At 68.9% G+C, this 17,747-nt stretch carries 18 protein-coding genes; 9 read left to right on the top strand and 9 right to left on the bottom strand.

The genetic code is table 11. The features are described from left to right. Positions 1–15 precede the first annotated feature (15 nt). Positions 16–1,839 carry an aspartate--tRNA ligase gene (aspS, locus tag KUG43_RS03970; protein ID WP_216906331.1) on the bottom strand — a complete coding sequence of 608 codons (1,824 nt, stop codon included), beginning with the start codon at positions 1,837–1,839 and terminating at the stop codon, positions 16–18. Between the two features lie 72 nt (positions 1,840–1,911). Further along, entirely contained in the window at positions 1,912–3,027 is a 1,116-nt protein-coding gene (gcvT, locus tag KUG43_RS03965; protein WP_216906329.1) for a glycine cleavage system aminomethyltransferase GcvT, read from the bottom strand. Between the two features lie 156 nt (positions 3,028–3,183). Here gcvT and KUG43_RS03960 point away from each other — a divergent pair, with 156 nt between their 5' ends. Next, positions 3,184–3,423 carry a hypothetical protein gene (locus KUG43_RS03960; RefSeq protein ID WP_216906327.1) on the top strand — a complete coding sequence of 80 codons (240 nt, stop codon included), beginning with the start codon at positions 3,184–3,186 and terminating at the stop codon, positions 3,421–3,423. A 182-nt stretch (positions 3,424–3,605) separates the two neighbouring features. Beyond that, positions 3,606–3,965: a cyclic nucleotide-binding domain-containing protein gene (locus KUG43_RS03955; RefSeq protein WP_286194370.1), complete on the top strand. Its 360-nt coding sequence runs from the start codon at positions 3,606–3,608 to the stop codon at positions 3,963–3,965. Here the strand turns inward: KUG43_RS03955 and speB are convergent. Both speB and speE read right to left on the bottom strand, forming a co-directional pair. Continuing rightward, positions 3,959–4,819 carry an agmatinase gene (gene speB / locus KUG43_RS03950; RefSeq protein ID WP_216906323.1) on the bottom strand — a complete coding sequence of 287 codons (861 nt, stop codon included), beginning with the start codon at positions 4,817–4,819 and terminating at the stop codon, positions 3,959–3,961. The two genes, KUG43_RS03955 and speB, sit on opposite strands and share 7 nt — an antisense overlap. After that, complete coding sequence (gene speE / locus KUG43_RS03945; protein WP_216906321.1) at positions 4,816–5,691, bottom strand: polyamine aminopropyltransferase; 876 nt, start codon at positions 5,689–5,691, stop codon at positions 4,816–4,818. The genes speB and speE overlap by 4 nt, the downstream gene beginning before the upstream one ends. 57 nt (positions 5,692–5,748) lie before the next feature. On the opposite strand from speE, the gene KUG43_RS03940 reads away from it, so the two are divergent. Both KUG43_RS03940 and arfB read left to right on the top strand, forming a co-directional pair. After that, positions 5,749–6,486 (top strand): carbonic anhydrase, encoded by a 738-nt coding sequence (locus KUG43_RS03940; protein WP_216906318.1) that lies wholly within the window; start codon positions 5,749–5,751, stop codon positions 6,484–6,486. Beyond that, a complete protein-coding gene (gene arfB, locus KUG43_RS03935) occupies positions 6,483–6,917 on the top strand; it encodes an alternative ribosome rescue aminoacyl-tRNA hydrolase ArfB (protein ID WP_216906315.1) in 435 nt (144 codons plus the stop codon). Before KUG43_RS03940 ends, arfB begins: the two co-directional genes overlap by 4 nt. On the opposite strand, the gene mazG is transcribed toward arfB, so the two are convergent. Continuing rightward, a complete protein-coding gene (mazG, locus tag KUG43_RS03930) occupies positions 6,877–7,770 on the bottom strand; it encodes a nucleoside triphosphate pyrophosphohydrolase (RefSeq protein WP_216906312.1) in 894 nt (297 codons plus the stop codon). The two genes, arfB and mazG, sit on opposite strands and share 41 nt — an antisense overlap. Before the next feature lie 51 nt (positions 7,771–7,821). Continuing rightward, positions 7,822–9,528 (bottom strand): bicarbonate transporter BicA, encoded by a 1,707-nt coding sequence (bicA, locus tag KUG43_RS03925; protein WP_216906309.1) that lies wholly within the window; start codon positions 9,526–9,528, stop codon positions 7,822–7,824. 634 nt (positions 9,529–10,162) lie between these two features. Between bicA and KUG43_RS03920 the strand changes: the two genes are divergently transcribed. The 5 genes from KUG43_RS03920 (at position 10,163) to KUG43_RS03900 (ending at position 14,692) form a co-directional block, all read left to right on the top strand. After that, positions 10,163–11,170, top strand: a complete 1,008-nt coding sequence (locus KUG43_RS03920; protein WP_216906306.1) for a sodium-dependent bicarbonate transport family permease — start codon at positions 10,163–10,165, stop codon at positions 11,168–11,170. A 57-nt stretch (positions 11,171–11,227) separates the two neighbouring features. Next, a complete protein-coding gene (locus KUG43_RS03915; RefSeq protein ID WP_216906304.1) occupies positions 11,228–11,542 on the top strand; it encodes a P-II family nitrogen regulator in 315 nt (104 codons plus the stop codon). Positions 11,543–11,795: 253 nt separating this feature from the next. After that, positions 11,796–13,136 carry a cation:proton antiporter gene (locus tag KUG43_RS03910; RefSeq protein WP_216906302.1) on the top strand — a complete coding sequence of 447 codons (1,341 nt, stop codon included), beginning with the start codon at positions 11,796–11,798 and terminating at the stop codon, positions 13,134–13,136. A 64-nt stretch (positions 13,137–13,200) separates the two neighbouring features. Continuing rightward, positions 13,201–14,175: an arsenosugar biosynthesis radical SAM (seleno)protein ArsS gene (gene arsS / locus KUG43_RS03905; RefSeq protein ID WP_216906300.1), complete on the top strand. Its 975-nt coding sequence runs from the start codon at positions 13,201–13,203 to the stop codon at positions 14,173–14,175. 67 nt (positions 14,176–14,242) lie between these two features. After that, positions 14,243–14,692 (top strand): arsenate reductase ArsC, encoded by a 450-nt coding sequence (locus KUG43_RS03900; protein ID WP_216906297.1) that lies wholly within the window; start codon positions 14,243–14,245, stop codon positions 14,690–14,692. Positions 14,693–14,735: 43 nt separating this feature from the next. On the opposite strand, the gene KUG43_RS03895 is transcribed toward KUG43_RS03900, so the two are convergent. Genes KUG43_RS03895 through KUG43_RS03885 form a run of 3 tightly spaced genes read right to left on the bottom strand, consistent with a single transcriptional unit; the run spans position 14,736 to position 17,627 of the window. Then, positions 14,736–15,623 (bottom strand): DUF547 domain-containing protein, encoded by an 888-nt coding sequence (locus KUG43_RS03895; RefSeq protein ID WP_353617922.1) that lies wholly within the window; start codon positions 15,621–15,623, stop codon positions 14,736–14,738. 4 nt (positions 15,624–15,627) lie between these two features. After that, entirely contained in the window at positions 15,628–16,920 is a 1,293-nt protein-coding gene (locus tag KUG43_RS03890; protein ID WP_216906295.1) for a hypothetical protein, read from the bottom strand. Further along, a complete protein-coding gene (locus KUG43_RS03885; RefSeq protein ID WP_216906292.1) occupies positions 16,911–17,627 on the bottom strand; it encodes a glycosyltransferase family 2 protein in 717 nt (238 codons plus the stop codon). Before KUG43_RS03885 ends, KUG43_RS03890 begins: the two co-directional genes overlap by 10 nt. Between the last annotated feature and the right edge of the window lie 120 nt (positions 17,628–17,747).

Genomic DNA, 17,747 nt, shown 5'->3' with positions numbered 1-17,747 from the left:
GGCAGCAGCGGCCCCTCAGCCCTCCTCGTCGCTCCAGGTGCTGGCCACGTGCAGCTCCTCCAGCTGCTTCGGCGCCACATCGGCCGGGGCCTGGGTCATCAGGCAGCGGGCCTGCTGGGTCTTCGGGAAGGCGATCGTGTCGCGGATCGACTCCTCGCCCGCCAGCAGCATCACCAGCCGGTCCATGCCGAAAGCGATGCCGCCGTGGGGCGGAGCGCCCATGTCGAGGGCCTCCATCAGGAAGCCGAACTGGCGCTCGGCCTCCGCCAGTGGCAGGCCGATGGTCTGCAGCACCTGGCGCTGCAGGGCCGAATCGTGGATGCGCAGCGAGCCGCCGCCCAGCTCGAGGCCGTTGAGCACCAGGTCGTAGGCCTGGGCCCGGGCCGTGGGCAGCGTGCCGGCCCAGGCGGCCGGATCGCTGCCCAGATCTTCGGCGTTGGGGGCGCAGAAGGGGTGATGCAGGGCTTCTAGGCGGTTCTCGCCGGCGTTGAACTCGAACATCGGGAAATCCACCACCCAGAGGAAGTTCCACTGGTCGTTGTCCCGCTCGGCCGGCACCAGGCCGAGTTCACGGGCCAGGTACTGGCGCACCCGGTCGAGGGCCTTGTTGACGGTGGCGGTGTCACCGGCGCCGAACAGCAGCAGGGTGCCTTCGCTGGCGCCGGTGCGCTGCAGCAGTTCCGCCTTCGTCTCGGCAGAGAGGTTGTCCTTGATGGCGCCGATACTGTCGATCTCGCCGCCGGCCCGCACCCGGATGAAGGCCAGGCCGCCGGCCCCCGCCTTCTGGGCCTCGCTGAACACATCCCCACCGGGTTTGATGCGCACGTTGCTGACGGCCTCGTTGCCGCCGGCCACGGCGATGCACTTCACCGAGCCCCCGGCCGCCACGGCGCCGGAGAACACCTTGAAGCCCATGCTGGCCACCAGGTCGCTCACGTCGGTGAGCTCCATGCCGTAACGGGTGTCGGGCCGGTCGGTGCCGTAGCGCGCCATCGCCTCGTGCCAGGTGAGGCGGGGGAAGGGGCGGGGCAGCTCGATCCCCTTGACGGCCTTCCAGATGGCGGCGATCAGACCCTCGTTGAGCGCCAGGATCTGCTCCTGGTCCATGAAGCTCATCTCCATGTCCAGCTGGGTGAACTCCGGCTGGCGGTCGGCCCGCAGGTCCTCGTCGCGGAAGCAGCGGGCCACCTGGTAGTACCGCTCCAGGCCGCCCACCATCAGCAGCTGCTTGAACAGCTGGGGCGACTGGGGCAGGGCGAACCATTCCCCACCGCAGACCCGGCTGGGCACGAGGTAATCACGGGCGCCCTCGGGAGTGGACCGGGTGAGCACCGGGGTCTCCACCTCGATGAAGCCCTCCCCCTCCAGATAACCGCGGGCGGCCTTCACCGTGGCGTGGCGCAGCCGCAGGTTGCGGGCCATGCGCTCACGGCGCAGGTCGAGGTAGCGGTGGCGCAGGCGCAGCTCCTCGCGGGTGTTCTCCTCGTCGTGCACCGACACCGGGAAGGGCAGGTTGCCGCGCACTTCGTTGAGCACAGTGATGCCGCTCGCCAGCACCTCGATCGCACCGGTGGCCAGGCGCTCGTTGAGGGATTCGGCCGGCCGGGCCCGCACCTTGCCCTCCACCCGCAGCACCGTCTCGTGGCGCAGCCGCTCGGCCACGGCGAAGGCGGCGGGGGCCAGGTCGGGATCCACCGTGATCTGCACGGTGCCGCTGCGGTCCCGCAGGTCGATGAAGATCACGCCGCCGTGGTCGCGGCGCCGGTCGACCCAGCCGCCCAGCTGAACGGCCTCGCCGATGGCGTCGTTGCGCAGATCGCCGCACCCGTGGCTGCGCATGGAGAAAAACAATGTCAATCCGCGAGTTTCCCACAGGGCGCCCGCGGCCCGGCCCTGCTCATGACTCCGTCCTCAACCGCGCCGGTAGAACGGCCGCCGCACCACCACCGCCGGCTCGGCCCGGCCGCGGATCTCCACCGCCAGTTCGGTGCCGGGCTTGGCCGCCGCCGCGGGCACGTAGGCCAGGGCGACCGCTTCCCCCAGGGTGGGGGACCAGGTGCCGCTGGTGACCTCGCCCACCGGCAGGCCGTCCTGCAGCACTGGATAGCCGTGGCGTGCGATGGCACGGCCCTGCAGCTTCAGCCCCACCAGCTTGCGGCCCACCCCCTCGGCGGTCTGGCGCTCCAGGGCGGCGCGGCCGATGAAGGCGGCAGGCATCTCCAGGTGCACCAGCCAGCCCAGACCCGCCTCCAGGGGGGTGGTGGCCGCGTCCATCTCGTTGCCGTAGAGGTGCATCGCCGCCTCCAGCCTCAGGGTGTCGCGGGCGCCGAGGCCGCAGGGGGTGACGCCTTCGGCCAGCAGGCGCTGCCAGAGGGCCAGGCCGGCCTCTCGGCCCAGCAGCAGCTCGAAACCGTCTTCGCCGGTGTAGCCCGTGCGACCCACGAACACCGGCGCGCCATCGATGGCCAGCTCCCGGTGGCCGAAGCGGGGCAGCCCCGCCAGGCTCGTGCCCACCAGGGCCTCAAGGCGAGCGGGCGCCTCCGGCCCCTGCAGGGCCAGCAGCACCCCGTCGCCCTTGCGGTCGGTGATGGTGATCCCCTCGGGTTCCAGCTGGCTGGTGATCCAGGCGGTGTCGGCCTCGGCGCAGGCGGCGTTGATGACCAGCACCAGTTCGTCCCGCTCGCCCTCGGGGCCGTCCAGCCGGCCCCGGTCGTAGACGATCAGGTCGTCGCGAATGCCGCCGGCGTCGTTGAGCAGCACCGTGTAGCAGGCCTCGCCGGGGCCGATGCGGAACAGGTCGGTGGGCACCAGCCGCTGCAGGGCATCCTTGGTGCCCTGCCCGCGCAGGGTGAGCACGCCCATGTGGGAGATGTCGAAGACGCCGCAGTGCTGCCGCACGGCGTTGTGCTCCTGCACCAGGCCGGCGAACTGGATCGCCATCTGCCAGCCGGCAAAGGGCACCATGCGGGCACCCGCGGCGACGGCCGCGGCGTCCAGGGGGGTGCGGCGCAGGGGAGTGGAATCCATCGATGGCGACCGGCCGGCCAAGGGGACGCCGGTGCCCGGTGGGGCGATCCTATGGAGCGGCGGCCTCCAATACCGAAGAAAGCCTGTGATTCGGCTTTTACGCCTATCACACTGGCGAAGAACTGCGTACTTTGGTTAGCCCACAAGGTCAAGAGGATGGGCAACCGTCCCAACTGTCGCAGCTGCCGCCACTGCACCCCACCTGCCGGGGTGGAGATGGGATGGTGCCAGCTGCGCCAGCTGCCCATCCATCCCGAACTGGTCGCCGACCTCTGGTGTCACCACTGGACGGCACGACCGCCGCGGCTGCCCGTGGTATCCCCCGATGGCCTGCTGAAGCCGGCACGCCTCCCGATGGGCAGCCATCAGCTCAGCCTGGCCACCGGCCTCCACTGACGGGGCCTGGAGGGTCAAAAATGTGACGGTTGATCCAGTTTTGACAGTCTTCCGCTGATTCTTCCCAGCTTCTCCTAGCGGAAGGCACCGTTTGGCCCTAGGAAGGCTCTACACGTCCACCCCCACCACGGAGGTCCCCGGAATTGATCAGAACCGCCACATTCCCATCACCCATCGACCTGATGGCCGTTCATATGGATTGTGAAACCTTCACCCTTCCCACAGGAGCCCACGTCTTCTCCCGCGGCGCCAGCGCCAACGCCATCTATGCCGTGCGGCGCGGCATCGTCGAGCTGGTGGGCGAGCAGGGCGAAAAAACCTGCTTCCGCCCCGGTGAACTGTTCAGCTACCAGGACATCACCTGGCGGGAGCTGAGCCACCGCAGCGACGCTTTCGCACGAACGCCGGTGGAAGTGCTGCGGCTCGATCGGCTCCGCTTCCTCAACCTGCTGCACAACCACCCCACCCTGGCCGTGCAGCTGATCGGCCAGCAGCACACCCGCCTGCGCGAGCAGCGTGCCAGCGGCACCTGCTGCTACTGAGCGCCAAGCAGCAGCAGCAGGCTCCGGGTCACCTTGGCGGCCAGCACGGCGCTGACACCGCTGGGGTCGAGCTGGGGAGCCAGTTCCACCACGTCGGCGGCCACCAGCTGGTGGTGCCGCAGTTCTTCCAGCAACTCGGCGAAGTGGGGCCAGTGGAAGCCGCCGGGCTCCGGGGTGCCCGTGCCGGGCAGCACGGCGGGATCGAACCAATCGAGGTCGACGGTCAGATAGAGCGGCCGGCCCCGCAGGGGCGCCAGGGCCGCGGCCATGGCGGCGATCGGCACCAGCCGGCCGCTGCTGCGCAGCTCCTCAAACTCCTCGCGGGTGCCGCTGCGGATGGCGATCTGGCGCAGCTCGCCGCTGGGCAGCACCTCCAGGCAGCGGCGCATGGCGCAGGCATGGCTGTGGTGGGCCCCGAGCCAGCTCTGGCGCAGGTCGGCGTGGGCATCGAGCTGCACCAGCACCAGATCGGGGTGGCGCTGCGCCACCGCCGCCACGGCCCCACTGCTGATCGAGTGCTCACCGCCCAGCATCAGGGGCGCCAGGCCCAGATCCAACACCGCCTCGGTGGCCCGACGCACCGCCGCCACCACCGGCTCGGGGGCGCCGAAGGGGATCGCCACGGCCCCGAGGTCGGCGAAGGCCAGATCCTCGAGATCAAGGTCGAGCTGGGGGTCATAGCTCTCCAGGCCGCTGCTGACCTCCCGGATCGCCGCCGGGCCGAAGCGGGTGCCGGGGCGGAAGGAGGTGGTGCCGTCGTAGGGCACGCCGAACAGGCCCACGGCACAACCCTTGGGCTCGCGGCGGGCGCCCATGTAGATCGCCCCTTCGGTGTCGAACAGTTCCAGGCTCATGGCTGGGCCGCGGCATCGGCCAGCTGGCGCTCCACGAAGGCCGGCACCGCCTCGAAGGCCCCCCGCTGCCAACGGGGCGACCAGATGCTGCAGCCCGCCGCCACCGCCGCGGCCCGCTCCGGCAGTGGCTCCCGGTAGCGGGGGCCATCGGGGCAGGCGAAGGTCCAGCTCCACCAGCCGCTCGGGTACATCGGCACCCAGCCGTACAGCGGGTCGGCATGGCCGAACACCTCGCGCAGCAGTTGCACGGTGTCGATGTGCACCTGGCGGAAGGCCTCGGGGGATTCGCTCTGGGTGGCGAACACGCCGCCAGGGCGCAGCAGGCGGCGACAGTGCTGGAAGAACGTGCGGTTGAACAGGCCCTCGGCCGGCCCGGCGGGATCGGAGCCGTCCACCAGCACCACGTCGTAGCTGGCGTCAGGAGCGTTCGCCGCCCAGGCGATGCCGTCGCCGACGGTGAGGTGGAAGCGGGGGTCGCTCCAGGCGTCGCCGCCGAGGCTGGGCAGGTGCTTCCGGGAGAGCTCCACCACCAGCCCGTCGATCTCCACCATGTCGAGGTGGGCGACACCGGGGTGGCGCAGGCACTCGCGGGCGGTGCCGCCGTCACCGCCGCCGATCACCAGCACCCGCTCGATCGAGGCGGCGGCGCAGAGGGCCGGGTGCACCAGCGGTTCGTGGTAATGCCGCTCCTGCTTCTCCGCCGTCATCCAGCAGCCGTCGAGCAGCAGGCCCTTGCCGTAGGTCTGGCTGTCGATGATCGTGATGCGTTGGTAAGGGCTGGTGTGCTCCTCCACCACAGTGGCCGCCAGGCCGTAGCGCACCCCGCCCAGCTCCTCGTCCACCCAGGCGCCCGGTGGCTGTTGCGGTCCCATGCGGTTGGCTCGTGGCTTTCCAGCTAAACCTTCGGCAGGACCCCTTGTCACGGCGCCATGGCACATTCCAGACGCCAACTCCTGCGGCTCCTCGGCCTGGCGGGCACCGGGCTGGCCTTCAACACCCTGCGGCCGGCGTCGGCCGCCGCCGCGGACGGCACCCTCTCGGAACGGCTGTCGGTGTGCCGTCCCGCCGGCGACCCGCTGCAGGAACTGCTGCGCCGCAACCGCGACTTCTCCCGCACCTGGCAGGCGGCCGAGCGCAGCGACGATCCCCTGTCGCGGGCCACCCTGCTGCACGAGACCTGGCCGCTGCACTGCCAGGTGCGGCCCGATGCCCTGGCCGCCGGCCAGCGGCCCTGGGCCTCGGTGCTCTGCTGCGCCGATTCGCGGGTGGCACCGGAGTGGATCTTCGCCTGCGGCGCCGGGGAACTGTTCGAGGTGCGCAGCGCCGGCAACACGGCCTTCGACGCGGGTGTCGCCTCGCTGGAGTACGCCGTGGCGGAGCTGGCGGTGCCCCTGATCCTGGTGATGGGCCACAGCGGCTGCGGCGCGGTGACCGCCGCCATGGCCAGCAACCCGCTCACACCCCTGCTCGAGGAGCTGGTGACACCGATCCGGGCCAGCCTGAAGCCGGGTGCGGATCTGGCCCAGTCGGTGCGCACCAACGCGGCCGCCGCCGCCAGCGCCCTGCCGCAACGCAGTGCCCTGCTGCGCCAGGCCCTTGCCGACGGCCGACTGCACATCCAGGCCGCCTACTTCGACATCGGCAGCGGCGAAGTGAGTCTGGTGTGAGCGGCGATCTGCCCCTGGGAAACGGCCTGGTGATCCCGGCGGCCGAACTGGGCTGGCGGTTTTCGCGTGCCTCCGGCCCCGGGGGCCAGGGGGTGAACACCACCGACTCCCGGGTGGAGCTGGTGTATGACCTGGCCGCCAGCGGTGCCCTGCCCCCGACCCTGCGGGAGCGGGCCCTGCGGCGGCTGGCCGCCCGGCTCACCCCGGCCGGGCTGGTGGTCGTGGCGGCGGAGCAGCGCTCCCAGTGGCAGAACCGTCAGGCGGCCCAGAAGCGCCTGGTGGAGCTGATCCAGGCGGCGATCGCGCCGCCGCCGCCGCCCCGCCGCCCGACCAAGCCCAGCCGCGGCTCGGTGGAGCGCCGGCTGAAGGCCAAACGGCAGCGGGGATCGATCAAGAACCACCGACGGCAGGGTCCACCGGAGGACGGATAGGGCCGAGCCCCCCCTCAGCGCGGATCTGGGCCTTGGCCGCCTGCCAGTGGCCCTCCAGCTCCGCGAGGCGGCGGCCGCCGAGGTCGCCGCCCAGGGCGGCCTCCACCCGGGAAAAGCGATCGAGGAAGCGGCGGTTGGTGCCGGCCAGGCCCTCCTCCGGGTCGAGGTTGCACCAGCGGGCCACGTTGACCAGGGTGAAGAGCACGTCGCCCAGCTCCTCCTGGGCGTGGGCCCGGTCGCCGCTGGCCACGGCCTCCCGCAGTTCGTCCATCTCCTCCTGCACCTTCGCCCACACCCCCTCGATGGCGTCCCACTCGAAGCCGGCGGCGGCGGCCTTGCGCGAGATGGTCATGGCGCCGGCCAGGGCCGGCTGGCCGCGCACCTTCAGGGCCAGCCGGTCGCTGAGGGGGCTGGCGGTGGCTGGCTGCTGGCGTTCGGCGGCCTTGATCACCTCCCAGCTGCGGCGCACGGCCTCGGGATCGTCGACCCGTTCCGCCTCAGGATCGAACACATGCGGGTGGCGGCGCACCAGCTTCTCCGTAATGGCAGAGGCGACGGCGGCCAGATCGAAGCGTTCCGTTTCGCTGGCGATGCGGGCGTGCAGGACCACCTGCAGCAACAGGTCGCCCAGCTCTTCCGCCAGGTGATCGTCGTCGCCCTGGCGGATCGCATCGGCCACCTCGTGGGCCTCCTCGAGCACGTAGGGGATCAGGCTGCTGTGGGTCTGGGCCAGGTCCCAGGGGCAGCCGCCCTGGGGATCCCGCAGACGGTCCACGATCGCCACCAGCTCCGCCAAGGCCTCCAGCGTCGCGCCATCGGTATCAGAAGTGGAGAGCGACCGGGAACCGGACATCGCGGGAGGGGGGAACCACCACCATCCTTGGTGATGGCACCGGCCAGGTGATCAGGCCAAGCTGGCCACCGCCTGCTGCAGGGCGTCGTGGCGGCTGAGGGTGGTGCGCTCCAGGGGAAGCTTGGCGTACAGCCCCAGCTTCTCGAGGCGCTGGCGCGTGGTGCCGCTGGCGCCGACCACGAACACCTGGCGACCCTTCTCGATCGCCTCCTCGACGGCCAGTTCCACCGCCAGGGCCGCAGTGACGCCGAGGTGGGACACCTCGGTGAGATCGAAGACCACCGCCTTGCAGACGCCGATGGCGTTGTGCTCGCGGCCGATGGCCTTGGCCACGCCGAAAATCATCGCGCCGGTGAGCTGGAACAGCAGCACCTCCCCCTTGCCCTGATCCAGCAGGGTCTTCTCCTCTGGGTTGAGCAAAAGATCGCCATCGCCGGTGGAGACCGACTTGACCGACTTGCTCTGCAGCGCGCTCATCTTGTCGATCGTGAGGATGTTGGCGATGAACACGCCAATCCCCACCGCGGCGATCAGATCCACCAGCACGGTGAGCCCGATCACCAGATACATGATCAGCGCCCCGGTGATGGAGATGCGGTGGGCCCGCTTGAGGAAGCCCCAGTCGACGATGTCGAAGCCCACCTTCAGGGCGATCCCCGCCAGCACGGCCTGGGGAATCTGGGCCGCCAGCCGGGTACCGGCCAGGATCACCAGCATCAGGATCAGGGCGCGGCTGATGCCGGAGAGGGCACTGCGCCCCCCGGCCTGGATGTTGACGACGGTGCCCATGGTGGCGCCGGCGCCGGCGATGCCGCCGAACAGGCCGGAGGCCAGGTTTCCCAGGCCCTGGCCGATCAGTTCCTTGTTGGGATCGTGCTCGGTGCGGGTGATGCTGTCGGCGATCACGGCGGTGAGCAGGGCGTCGATGCAGCCGAGCATGCCGAGCACGGCGGCATCGACCAGCATCAGCTGGAGCTGGGGTAGCTCGAAGTGGGGCAACTGAAGGGAGGGGAATCCGGAGGCGATCTCGCCGATGCGGCGGATGTCCTCACCCCCTGCTGCAGCTCCGCCACCACTTCCGGTGAGCAGGGTCAGGGAGAGGAGCGTGCCCAGCACCAGGGCGATCAGCTGGGGCGGCGCCACCTTCTTGATCTTGCCCGGGGTGAACCAGAGGATCGCCAGCGTGATCACCGCCAGGGTGACTTCCGCGGGTCGGGCGTTGGCGAACAGGGAGGGCAGGCTGGTGAGGGTTCCCATCACGCCTCCCTTGGGGATGGCCTGTCCGAGGAAGGGACCGAGCTGCAGGACCATCAGGATGATGCCGATGCCGCTCATGAAGCCCGAGATCACCGTGTAGGGCATCTGGGTGACGTAGCGGCCCAGCTTGAGCATCCCGAAGACGATCTGGAACACCCCGGCCAGCATCACCACGGTGAAGGCCATGGCCAGACCGTTCTCCGGATCCCGGGCGGTAAGGCTGGCGATGACGGCCGTCATCACCACCGTCATCGGTCCGGTGGGCTCGGAGATCAGGGTGGGGGTGCCGCCGAACAGGGCCGCGAACAGACCCACCAGCACGGCGCCCCAGAGGCCGGCGGCGGCGCCGGCTCCGGAGGCCACACCAAAAGCCAGGGCCATCGGCAGGGCGATCACCGCGGCGGTAACCCCCCCGAACAGGTCCCCCTTGATGTTGCTGGTGCTGATGTGGTTCAGCAGGCGGAAGGGGGGAGGCCCTGGGACCACCGAATCGGTTGCCATCACTACAGACGGATGTGGTGGGCGCAACCATAGGGGTTACTCAGGACGCCTGGGTTTCCTCAACCCTTCCGGGAGCAAGGCCGAAGAATTTCGCAATCTTGCCCCGGGGCAGCCGACCCTCGCGCTCGCCACGTTTCTGCCTGCCTGCCCCAGGCTCCGTCCGACCTGGACCATGCGGGATTCCTCCCGTAGGTGTGCGGCCATGAGAAGGGGCCCCACAGCAGATCACGCAGGGATGTCGGGAACGGGATCGGAACGTTCCGTGCGATTCACCATTCCCCTCGAACACCCAGATGCCTTGGCGAACCAGGGATCCTTGCAGAAATGACAGATCTCACCTTGCCATCCCGAGCATCACTTTCCTTCGACCCGTGAAGAGACCTGAACGGTTCCCGGGATGGAGCCGTGAAGCATGCTCTGATTGGCTCGATAGCAACTCGTATGACTTCTCTACAGAGACACGAGTGAGCACACCTGGCAAGAACGTAGCCGAGTGAATACGCCTGCTCATTGGCGCCGGTTTTGCGGAGAACCGTACATTCTGTTCATTCTTTTACGATTCTTAACGTTCAGACGACGCCTGCGCGAGCCTGCTACCTTCCACAGGCCAAATCTAGGAGCTGCAAACTAAAAGGTGACATTCCTCTCCGACTTCGTCCCGCTCTTCTTAGAGCAGCTTCAGTCCCCGACACTCGGATTCCTGATCGGCGGGATCATCGTTGCCGCCCTTGGCAGCCAGCTGGCGATCCCGGATTCGATCTACAAGTTCATCAGCTTTTTCCTGCTGATGAAGATTGGCCTGACGGGCGGGATTGCGATTCGCAATTCCAACCCCTCCGAGATTCTTCTACCTGCACTTGCCGCAGTCCTGGTTGGCATCGTGGTCGTGTTCATCGCCCGCTACACCCTGGGGAAACTTCCCGGCATCAGCGTGCCTGATGCCGTGGCCACGGGTGGTCTGTTCGGCGCAGTGAGTGGCTCCACGCTGGCGGCGGTACTGCCGCAGCTGGATTCCGCCAAGATCCCCTATGAGGCCTGGACGGCGGCCCTCTATCCCTTCATGGATATTCCGGCCCTGGTGACGGCGATCGTGGTGGCCAGCGTCTACATCAGCAAGAAGAGCGGCAACACCGCCGATAAAGTCGAAATCTGGCCGATCATCAAGGAAAGCATCCAGAGCTCGGCCGTCACGTCGCTGCTGCTGGGCGTGGCCCTCGGCATCCTCACCAAGCCCGAGCCCGTCTACGAGAGCTTCTTCAACCCCCTATTCCGCGGCTTCCTCGCGATTCTGATGATCATCATGGGGATGGAGGCGGCCCAGCGCATGAACGAGCTGCGCAAGGTGGCCCAGTGGTTTGCCATCTACGCCTTCTTCTCCCCCATCGTCCATGGATTCCTGGCCTTCGGTCTTGGCCTGATCATCCACAAGCTCACCGGCTTCAGCATCGGCGGCGCGGTGGTGCTGGCGGTGATCGCGGCCTCCAGCTCGGACATTTCGGGACCACCTACCCTGCGTGCCGGCATCCCGTCGGCGAATCCCTCGGCTTACATCGGTGCTTCAACGGCCATCGGCACACCTGTGGCGATTGCCATCTGCATCCCCCTGTTCATCGGGATTGCAGAGGTTCTCCTCGGCCGTTAACCCTTAAACTCTGACGCCTATACACTTTCTGCATACCACCGAATCGAGGTCAAACCCATGAGCCAACAGGTCTGGAAGCTGGTGATCGTGGCAGAGGAAATCCTCTCCAAGAAACTCATCAAGCTCATCAAGGCGGCAGGAGCCACCGGTTACACCGTCAATGCCGCCGGTGGCGAAGGCAGCCGAAATGTGCGCTCCACAGGAGAACCCAGCGTGTCACACACCCTCTCCAATGTGAAGATCGAAGTTCTCACCGGAACCCGCGAGCTGGCCGACACCATCACCCGTGAGATTGAAGCCAAATATTACGCGGATTTCTCGATCATCACCTACATCTACCAGGTCGAAGCCCTTCGAGATCACAAGTTCTGATCCACCGGGATCCCCGCCTCACTGAGCTCCCTCCTGGGCGTGAAAGGTTTTGTTCAAGGCGCCGGCTGCCATGGAAACTCCCGCTTCCATGGCCCGTTCGGCCCTCCGCAGCACCATTCCGCCCCGATCGGTCAAGGGCATCGATCACCACCGCTGATCGGATCCATCACGGGATCCTTTGGATTTTGGAGTGTTCCAGGCAACCGATCGCCATGGATTCCACTAAAACTGCTGCCACCCCGAAAACTGCCGGATGGATTTATTGCCCACGCTGCTGATGGAAGTCGGCAGCCACCAGGTTGAAGTGACGGAAACCCTCATCGGGGTTGGCCGTTTTCTCGTGATTTTCGTGGCGGCCCGCTTCATGGCGGAGCTCATGGTGCGCCTCCAGCTGCCCACGATCCTCGGCGAACTGGTCGCCGGCGTCATCATCGGCGCTTCCGGCCTGCACCTGGTGGTCCCTCCCGAGGCCCAGGCCCAGCTGAGCGGAGCTCTGCTCGGGATGCTGAGCTCCCTGGGCGGCATGACCCCGGAGTCCATCAGTTCTCTTTATTCCGAGACGTTTTCCAGCCTGAAGGTGGTGGCCGAAATCGGCCTGTTCTCGCTGCTGTTCCTGACGGGCCTGGAAAGCGAATTGGATGAACTGGTGGCCGTGGGGATCCAGGCGGGCACCGTGGCCTTCACCGGCGTGGTGCTCCCCTTCGCCGCCGGCACCGCAGGGCTCTATTACCTCTTCCACGTGCCGTTCATCCCGGCCGTCTTCGCCGGCGCCGCCATGACGGCCACCTCGATCGGCATCACGGCGAGCGTGTTCGGTGAGCTGCAGTGGCTGAAGCGCAAGGAGGGCCAGATCGTCATCGGTGCCGCCGTGCTCGATGACATCCTCGGCATCGTCATCCTGGCGGTGGTGGTCTCCCTGGCCGGTGGCGGTTCCTTCACCATCGGTCCGGTCGTGCAGCTATGCGTCGCGGCGGTGGTCTTCGTGGCTGTGGCGCTGGTGCTCAGCCGCTTCGCCGCCCCCGCCTTCGACTGGGTGGTGGATCAGCTCAAGGCCCCCGGCGATGTGGCGGTGGCCAGCTTCGTGGTGCTCACCCTCTGCTGCTTCGCCGCCCAGGCCATCGGCCTCGAGGCCGCCCTGGGGGCCTTCGCCGCCGGCCTGATCCTCAGCGCCTCCAAGCACACCCACGACATCGAAGCCGCCGTCAAACCCCTGGTGGCGCTGTTCGCCACGGTGTTCTTCGTGCTGATCGGCACCGGCATGGACCTCTCGGTGCTCAACCCCTTCGATCCCGCCAACCGCGAGGGGCTGGTGGTGGCCCTGTTCCTGCTGGTGGTGGCCGTGGCTGGCAAGGTGGCCACGGGCTGGACCTACACCAGCAAGGACCCCACCAACCGCCTGGTGGTGGGTCTGGGGATGATGCCCCGTGGCGAAGTGGGTCTGATCTTCCTGGGTCTGGGAACCCAGGCCAACATCCTCACCCCGGCCCTGGAAGCCGCCATCCTGTTGATGGTGATCGGCACCACCTTCCTGGCCCCGATTCTGTTGCGGCTGGTGATCGGTGGACAGAAGGAGGCGGCACCACAGCCCAGCTGAGCCGCCTCCCCGCCCATCCGATTCGCCGCCCTGCCGGTACCCCCGGTATCCGTTCCCCCCATCCATGGGCGTCGCCGATCTGACCGGCTCCACCACCACCCTGGCTCCGCCGTTCCCGGCCCTGAGCCGCGGCCGGCTCGACACCCTGCAGGTGAACCTGGGCTACCGCTGCAACCAGAGCTGCAGCCACTGCCATGTCAACGCCGGCCCCAGCCGCACCGAGATGATGGATCCGGCCACCATCGCCCTGGTGCCGGCGGTGCTGCGGGCCCGGGCGATCGCCAGCCTCGATCTCACCGGCGGCGCGCCGGAGCTGCACCCCGACTTCCGCGACCTGGTGCGCCAGGCCCGGGGGCTGGGGGTGGCGGTGATCGACCGCTGCAACCTCACGATCCTCAGTGAGCCCGGCCAGGAGGACCTGGCCGCCTTTCTGGCCCGGCAACGGGTGAAGGTGGTGGCCTCCCTGCCCTGCTACCTCGCCGACAACGTCGACCGGCAGCGGGGCGATGGGGTGTTCGAACGCAGCCTCGCGGGCCTGCGCCAGCTCAACGACCTCGGCTACGGCGATCCGGACTCCGGCCTGGAGCTGGATCTGGTGTACAACCCCCAGGGCCCCCGCCTGCCGCCGCCCCAGGCCGCCCTGGAGGCCGACTACCGGCGGGAGCTGGCCGATCGCTTCGGCCTGCGCTTCAACCGCCTGTTCACGATCACCAACATGCCCATCCAGCGCTTCGCGGCGGTGCTGCGCCAGCAGGGGCAGCTGGAGGGCTACATGGCCTTGCTGCGCCAGCACCACAACCCGGCCAACCTGACCCAGGTGATGTGCCGCAGCACGCTCAGCGTCGACTGGCAGGGCTTCCTCTACGACTGCGACTTCAACCAGATGCTCGACCTGCCGGTCGGCGGTGGCAGTGTCCCCCGGGCCCACCTGCGCCAGTTGCTGGAGCAGGACCCCGACGGCCAGCCGATCGCCGTGGCCGAGCACTGCTTCGGCTGCACCGCCGGCGCGGGCTCAAGTTGCGGAGGGGCTTTGAGCTGAGGCCCCTCGGGCCGCTCTGAAGCCCCCAGTCGAGCAAGCGATCGACAGGAATCCCCCTTCCCCAACCATGACCAATCCGATGACATCCACCCGACGGCGGGTGCTCGTGGTCTGCACCGGCAACTCGGCGCGCAGCATCATGGCCGAAGCCCTCTTCCAGACCCTGGGCGCGGGGGCGATCGAGGTCGTCAGCGCCGGCAGTGCCCCGACGGGTCGGGTCCATCCCCTGGCCCTGGAGCAGATCGGCCGCCTTCCCGTGGACCCGTCCCGGTACGGCAGCAAAAGCCTGGCGGCAGTGCTGGAGGCGGCGACGTCGCCGTTCGATCTGGTGGTCACGGTCTGCGACCACGCGGCCGAGAGCTGCGGCACGTTCCCGGGGGACCCGGCCAGGGTGCACTGGGGCCTGGCCGATCCAGCCGCCCACCAGGAACCCCAGCAGGCCCGGCAGGCGTTCTCCGCCTGCTTCGATGAGCTGGCCGACCGCATCGGTGCCCTGCTGAACGAGCCGGAGGCCTGAGCGACGGCCGGCACTTCGCCAGGGCCGTGGCCGGGGTGATGCCTCATGGGCTCTGGCGATTCAGGTCCCAGTTGTAGGGGAGGTAGGCGAAGCGGTAGTCGCCGCCCAGGATCAGGGCGCGCTCCACGGCGGGGCGGTAGCGGGCGATGAAGCGCAGAACGGCGCTCTGCTTCTCGTGGCCCGGCACAGGCTCCGCCTGCGGATCAGCCCGCTGCCAGTCCTCGGCGAACCACTGGAAGATCGCAGAGATCCGCACCGTTCCGGCGGCCCGGTCGATCGCCAGGCCCACGGGGCTGGCCAGCCAGCGGGTCGTCTGATCCTCCAGCTGCCGCTCCAGCGCCGCCCCCGTGAAGGCCTCCTGCCGCAGGGGCGGGCAGCTGATGGCGGCGCACACCAGGGCTGCATGGATGCGGGGTTCGTTGTACTCGCGCCGCAGGATCTCGTGCTCGATCGCATCGAGGGTGAGGCCGCGGCCCATCAGCTGGTGGCGGCGGAACTTCCACACGCCGGGAATCGCCTTGATGCTGGGCCGGATCGGATCGTTGTCGATGATCGCGCGCAGGGTGAAGGCGTTGTAGGCGTTGATCAGCAGGGCGATCTGCTCCGCCTCCGACCAGGAGGCGAAGCGCTCGGGGGCCAGGGCGCCCAGCACCTTGATGTAGCGATCGAGCTGGGCCGGATCCCGCTGCAGGGCGGCGTAATCCACCAGACCCTGGTCATCCACCACCGTTCGCAGCACCGCGTTGAAGGGTCCTGGATCGAGGCGGGGCTGGGGGGCGGCGGCCACCGGGGACGGACGGCTGGCCTCGGCAGCCCTCCACGGGGCCGGCCCGCCGCCGCAGCCCGTGGCGGTGATCAGCACCAGGCCGCAGGCCAGCAGCAGCGGGGTGCGGGAGCGGGCACGGACCATGGCAAAGCGGAGGAACACCACGGGTTTACCGGCCAGGGGCCGATTCGGTTCGATCCCGGGCGCTGAGCAGCAGCCCCAGCAGCAGGGGCAGCCACAACAGCAGCCGCTCCGCGGTGGTGAGCTGCCAGTCCGGCAGGCGTGAGGGCAGCACGAAATAGACGAACGCCGAGAGGCTCACCAGCCGCGCCCCCCAGTTCTGGCTCGGCACCGCGAAGGGCATCAGCCAGATGAAGTACCAGCCGTGCACCACCGGCGAGAGCAGCAGCAGGGCCAGCAGGTAGCGCCAGGCGAACACCCCCAGCCGGGCGCTGGTGACCAGAAGCACCAGGAGCACCGGCAGCAGCAGCAGCCCATGCACCGCATTGGTCTGCAGGGTCCAGGGCCAGAGCTGGCCGATCCAGTGCGGCAGCCACTCGGCGCTGCGGCCGTGGCGGATGAAGCTGGAGCCGGTGGGCAGCAGCGGGCAGCTGCGCAGACCGCAGAACAGGGACGCCCCCAGCAGCAGCGGCGCCAGCCCCAGCAGCAGGGTGGCCAGCACCGGGGCGGGCCGCCGGAACCGGCGCCAGCGGCTCCAGGCCCGCTGCAGCAGCAGCGGCAGGGTGATCCACTTGAGGGCCACGCTCAGGCCCAGCAGCAGGTCGATGCAGGCCTGGGGGCGTTGGCCCTGGGGCGGGGGATCCCGCTCGGCCAGCAGCCAGCCGGCCACCAGGGGCAGCAGGAACCAGCTGTCGTAGTGCCCGCCGCCGCTGAGGCCATAGATCACCAGCGGGTTCCAGGCGTAGAGCGCCGCCCGCGCCGCGCCGAAGCGAGCGGCGAGCAGGCCGGCGATGGCCAGGTCGGCAGCCGTGAACGACAGCTTGAACAGCAGCACCTGCTGGGCCACGGCGGCATGCAGCCGGAACAGCAGCTGCGCCAGGGGCGGGTAGATGGCGGTGGTGTCGGGGTGGTTGATCGACGACCACCAGGGCGTGCGCAACCCCTCCAACGCCGCGGCATCCGGGGGCAGCGCATAGGGACTGAACCCATGCAGCTGGATCCCCCCCTCCCAGAGGTACCGCCAGATGTCATCGCCGGGCTCCATGGCCAGCAGGGCCAGCCTTGTGAGCACCGCCACGGCCCAGAACAGGGCGCGGGGGATGGTGGGCAGCGACCAGGAGAGGGCGAAACCCAGCCCCATCACCGCGGCCGCCCGCCAGAACGACAGCAGCTGGGCGGCGTTGAACAGGTCGCCGTGGGGGCGCATCAGCAGCGCCCCGCCGATCAGCAGCAGGGCACTGGCGGGCAGTTGCAGGCGCCGCAGCCAAGTCGTCAGGTCCATCGCCGCAGCCACAGCCGGCCCAATGTGGTGAGGATCACACTCCCGGCCCGGAGGCTGGCTCCCCAGCGACCGGAAATCTTCGAGGCGCCGGCCAGGCGCGGGCGATGGGAGATCGGCACCTCGCGGATGCGCAGGCCCAGCTCGATGGCCCGCACCTGCATCTCCAGGGTCCAGCCATAACCCCGGTCGCGCAGGGCCATCGCCTGAAAGGCCTCGCGCCGCACCAGCCGCAGCGGCCCCATGTCGCGGTAACGGAACCCCCAACCCAGGCCGATCAGCGTCGTGGCCAGCCGGTTGCCGCCCCGCTGCAGGGGTGTGAGTGAGGCACGACCCAACGCCGTGGCGGTGCGGTCGCCGAGCAGCAGGTCGTGGTCGTTGATGAGCTCCAGGAAGCGGGGCAGTTCCTCGAGCGGGTCGCCGCCATCGCCATCGCAGAACAGCAGCCAGTCCACGTCGGGAGCGAGCTGCAGGCACCCCCGCCAGCAGGCCCGGCCGTAACCGTGACGGGGTTCGCTGAGCACCTCCGCCCCCAGCTGCCTTGCGATGGCGGCGGTGTCGTCGCTGCTGCCGTTGTCGACCACCCGGATGCGGTCGAGCCCCTGGCGGCGCAGCTGGCCGATGACGTGGCCGATCGTCTGGCGCTCATCGCGCACCGGAATCACCACCTGGATGGCCCCCATCGCCATGGCCGATTCCGGGTTGGGCATGGAATCCCCTTGCTAGTGAACGTACCGACCAGAGGGCCGCGCGGATGGCCTCCTACCCGGGGGCGGGGCAATCCGCAACGCCAGATCGTCGGTACGACGGAGGAACGGATCTCCCCATGG

Origin of the sequence: Synechococcus sp. CCY 0621, from assembly GCF_019038465.1 — a bacterium.
Lineage (GTDB): Bacteria > Cyanobacteriota > Cyanobacteriia > PCC-6307 > Cyanobiaceae > Cyanobium.
This window is presented reverse-complemented; position numbering and strand designations above follow the sequence as displayed.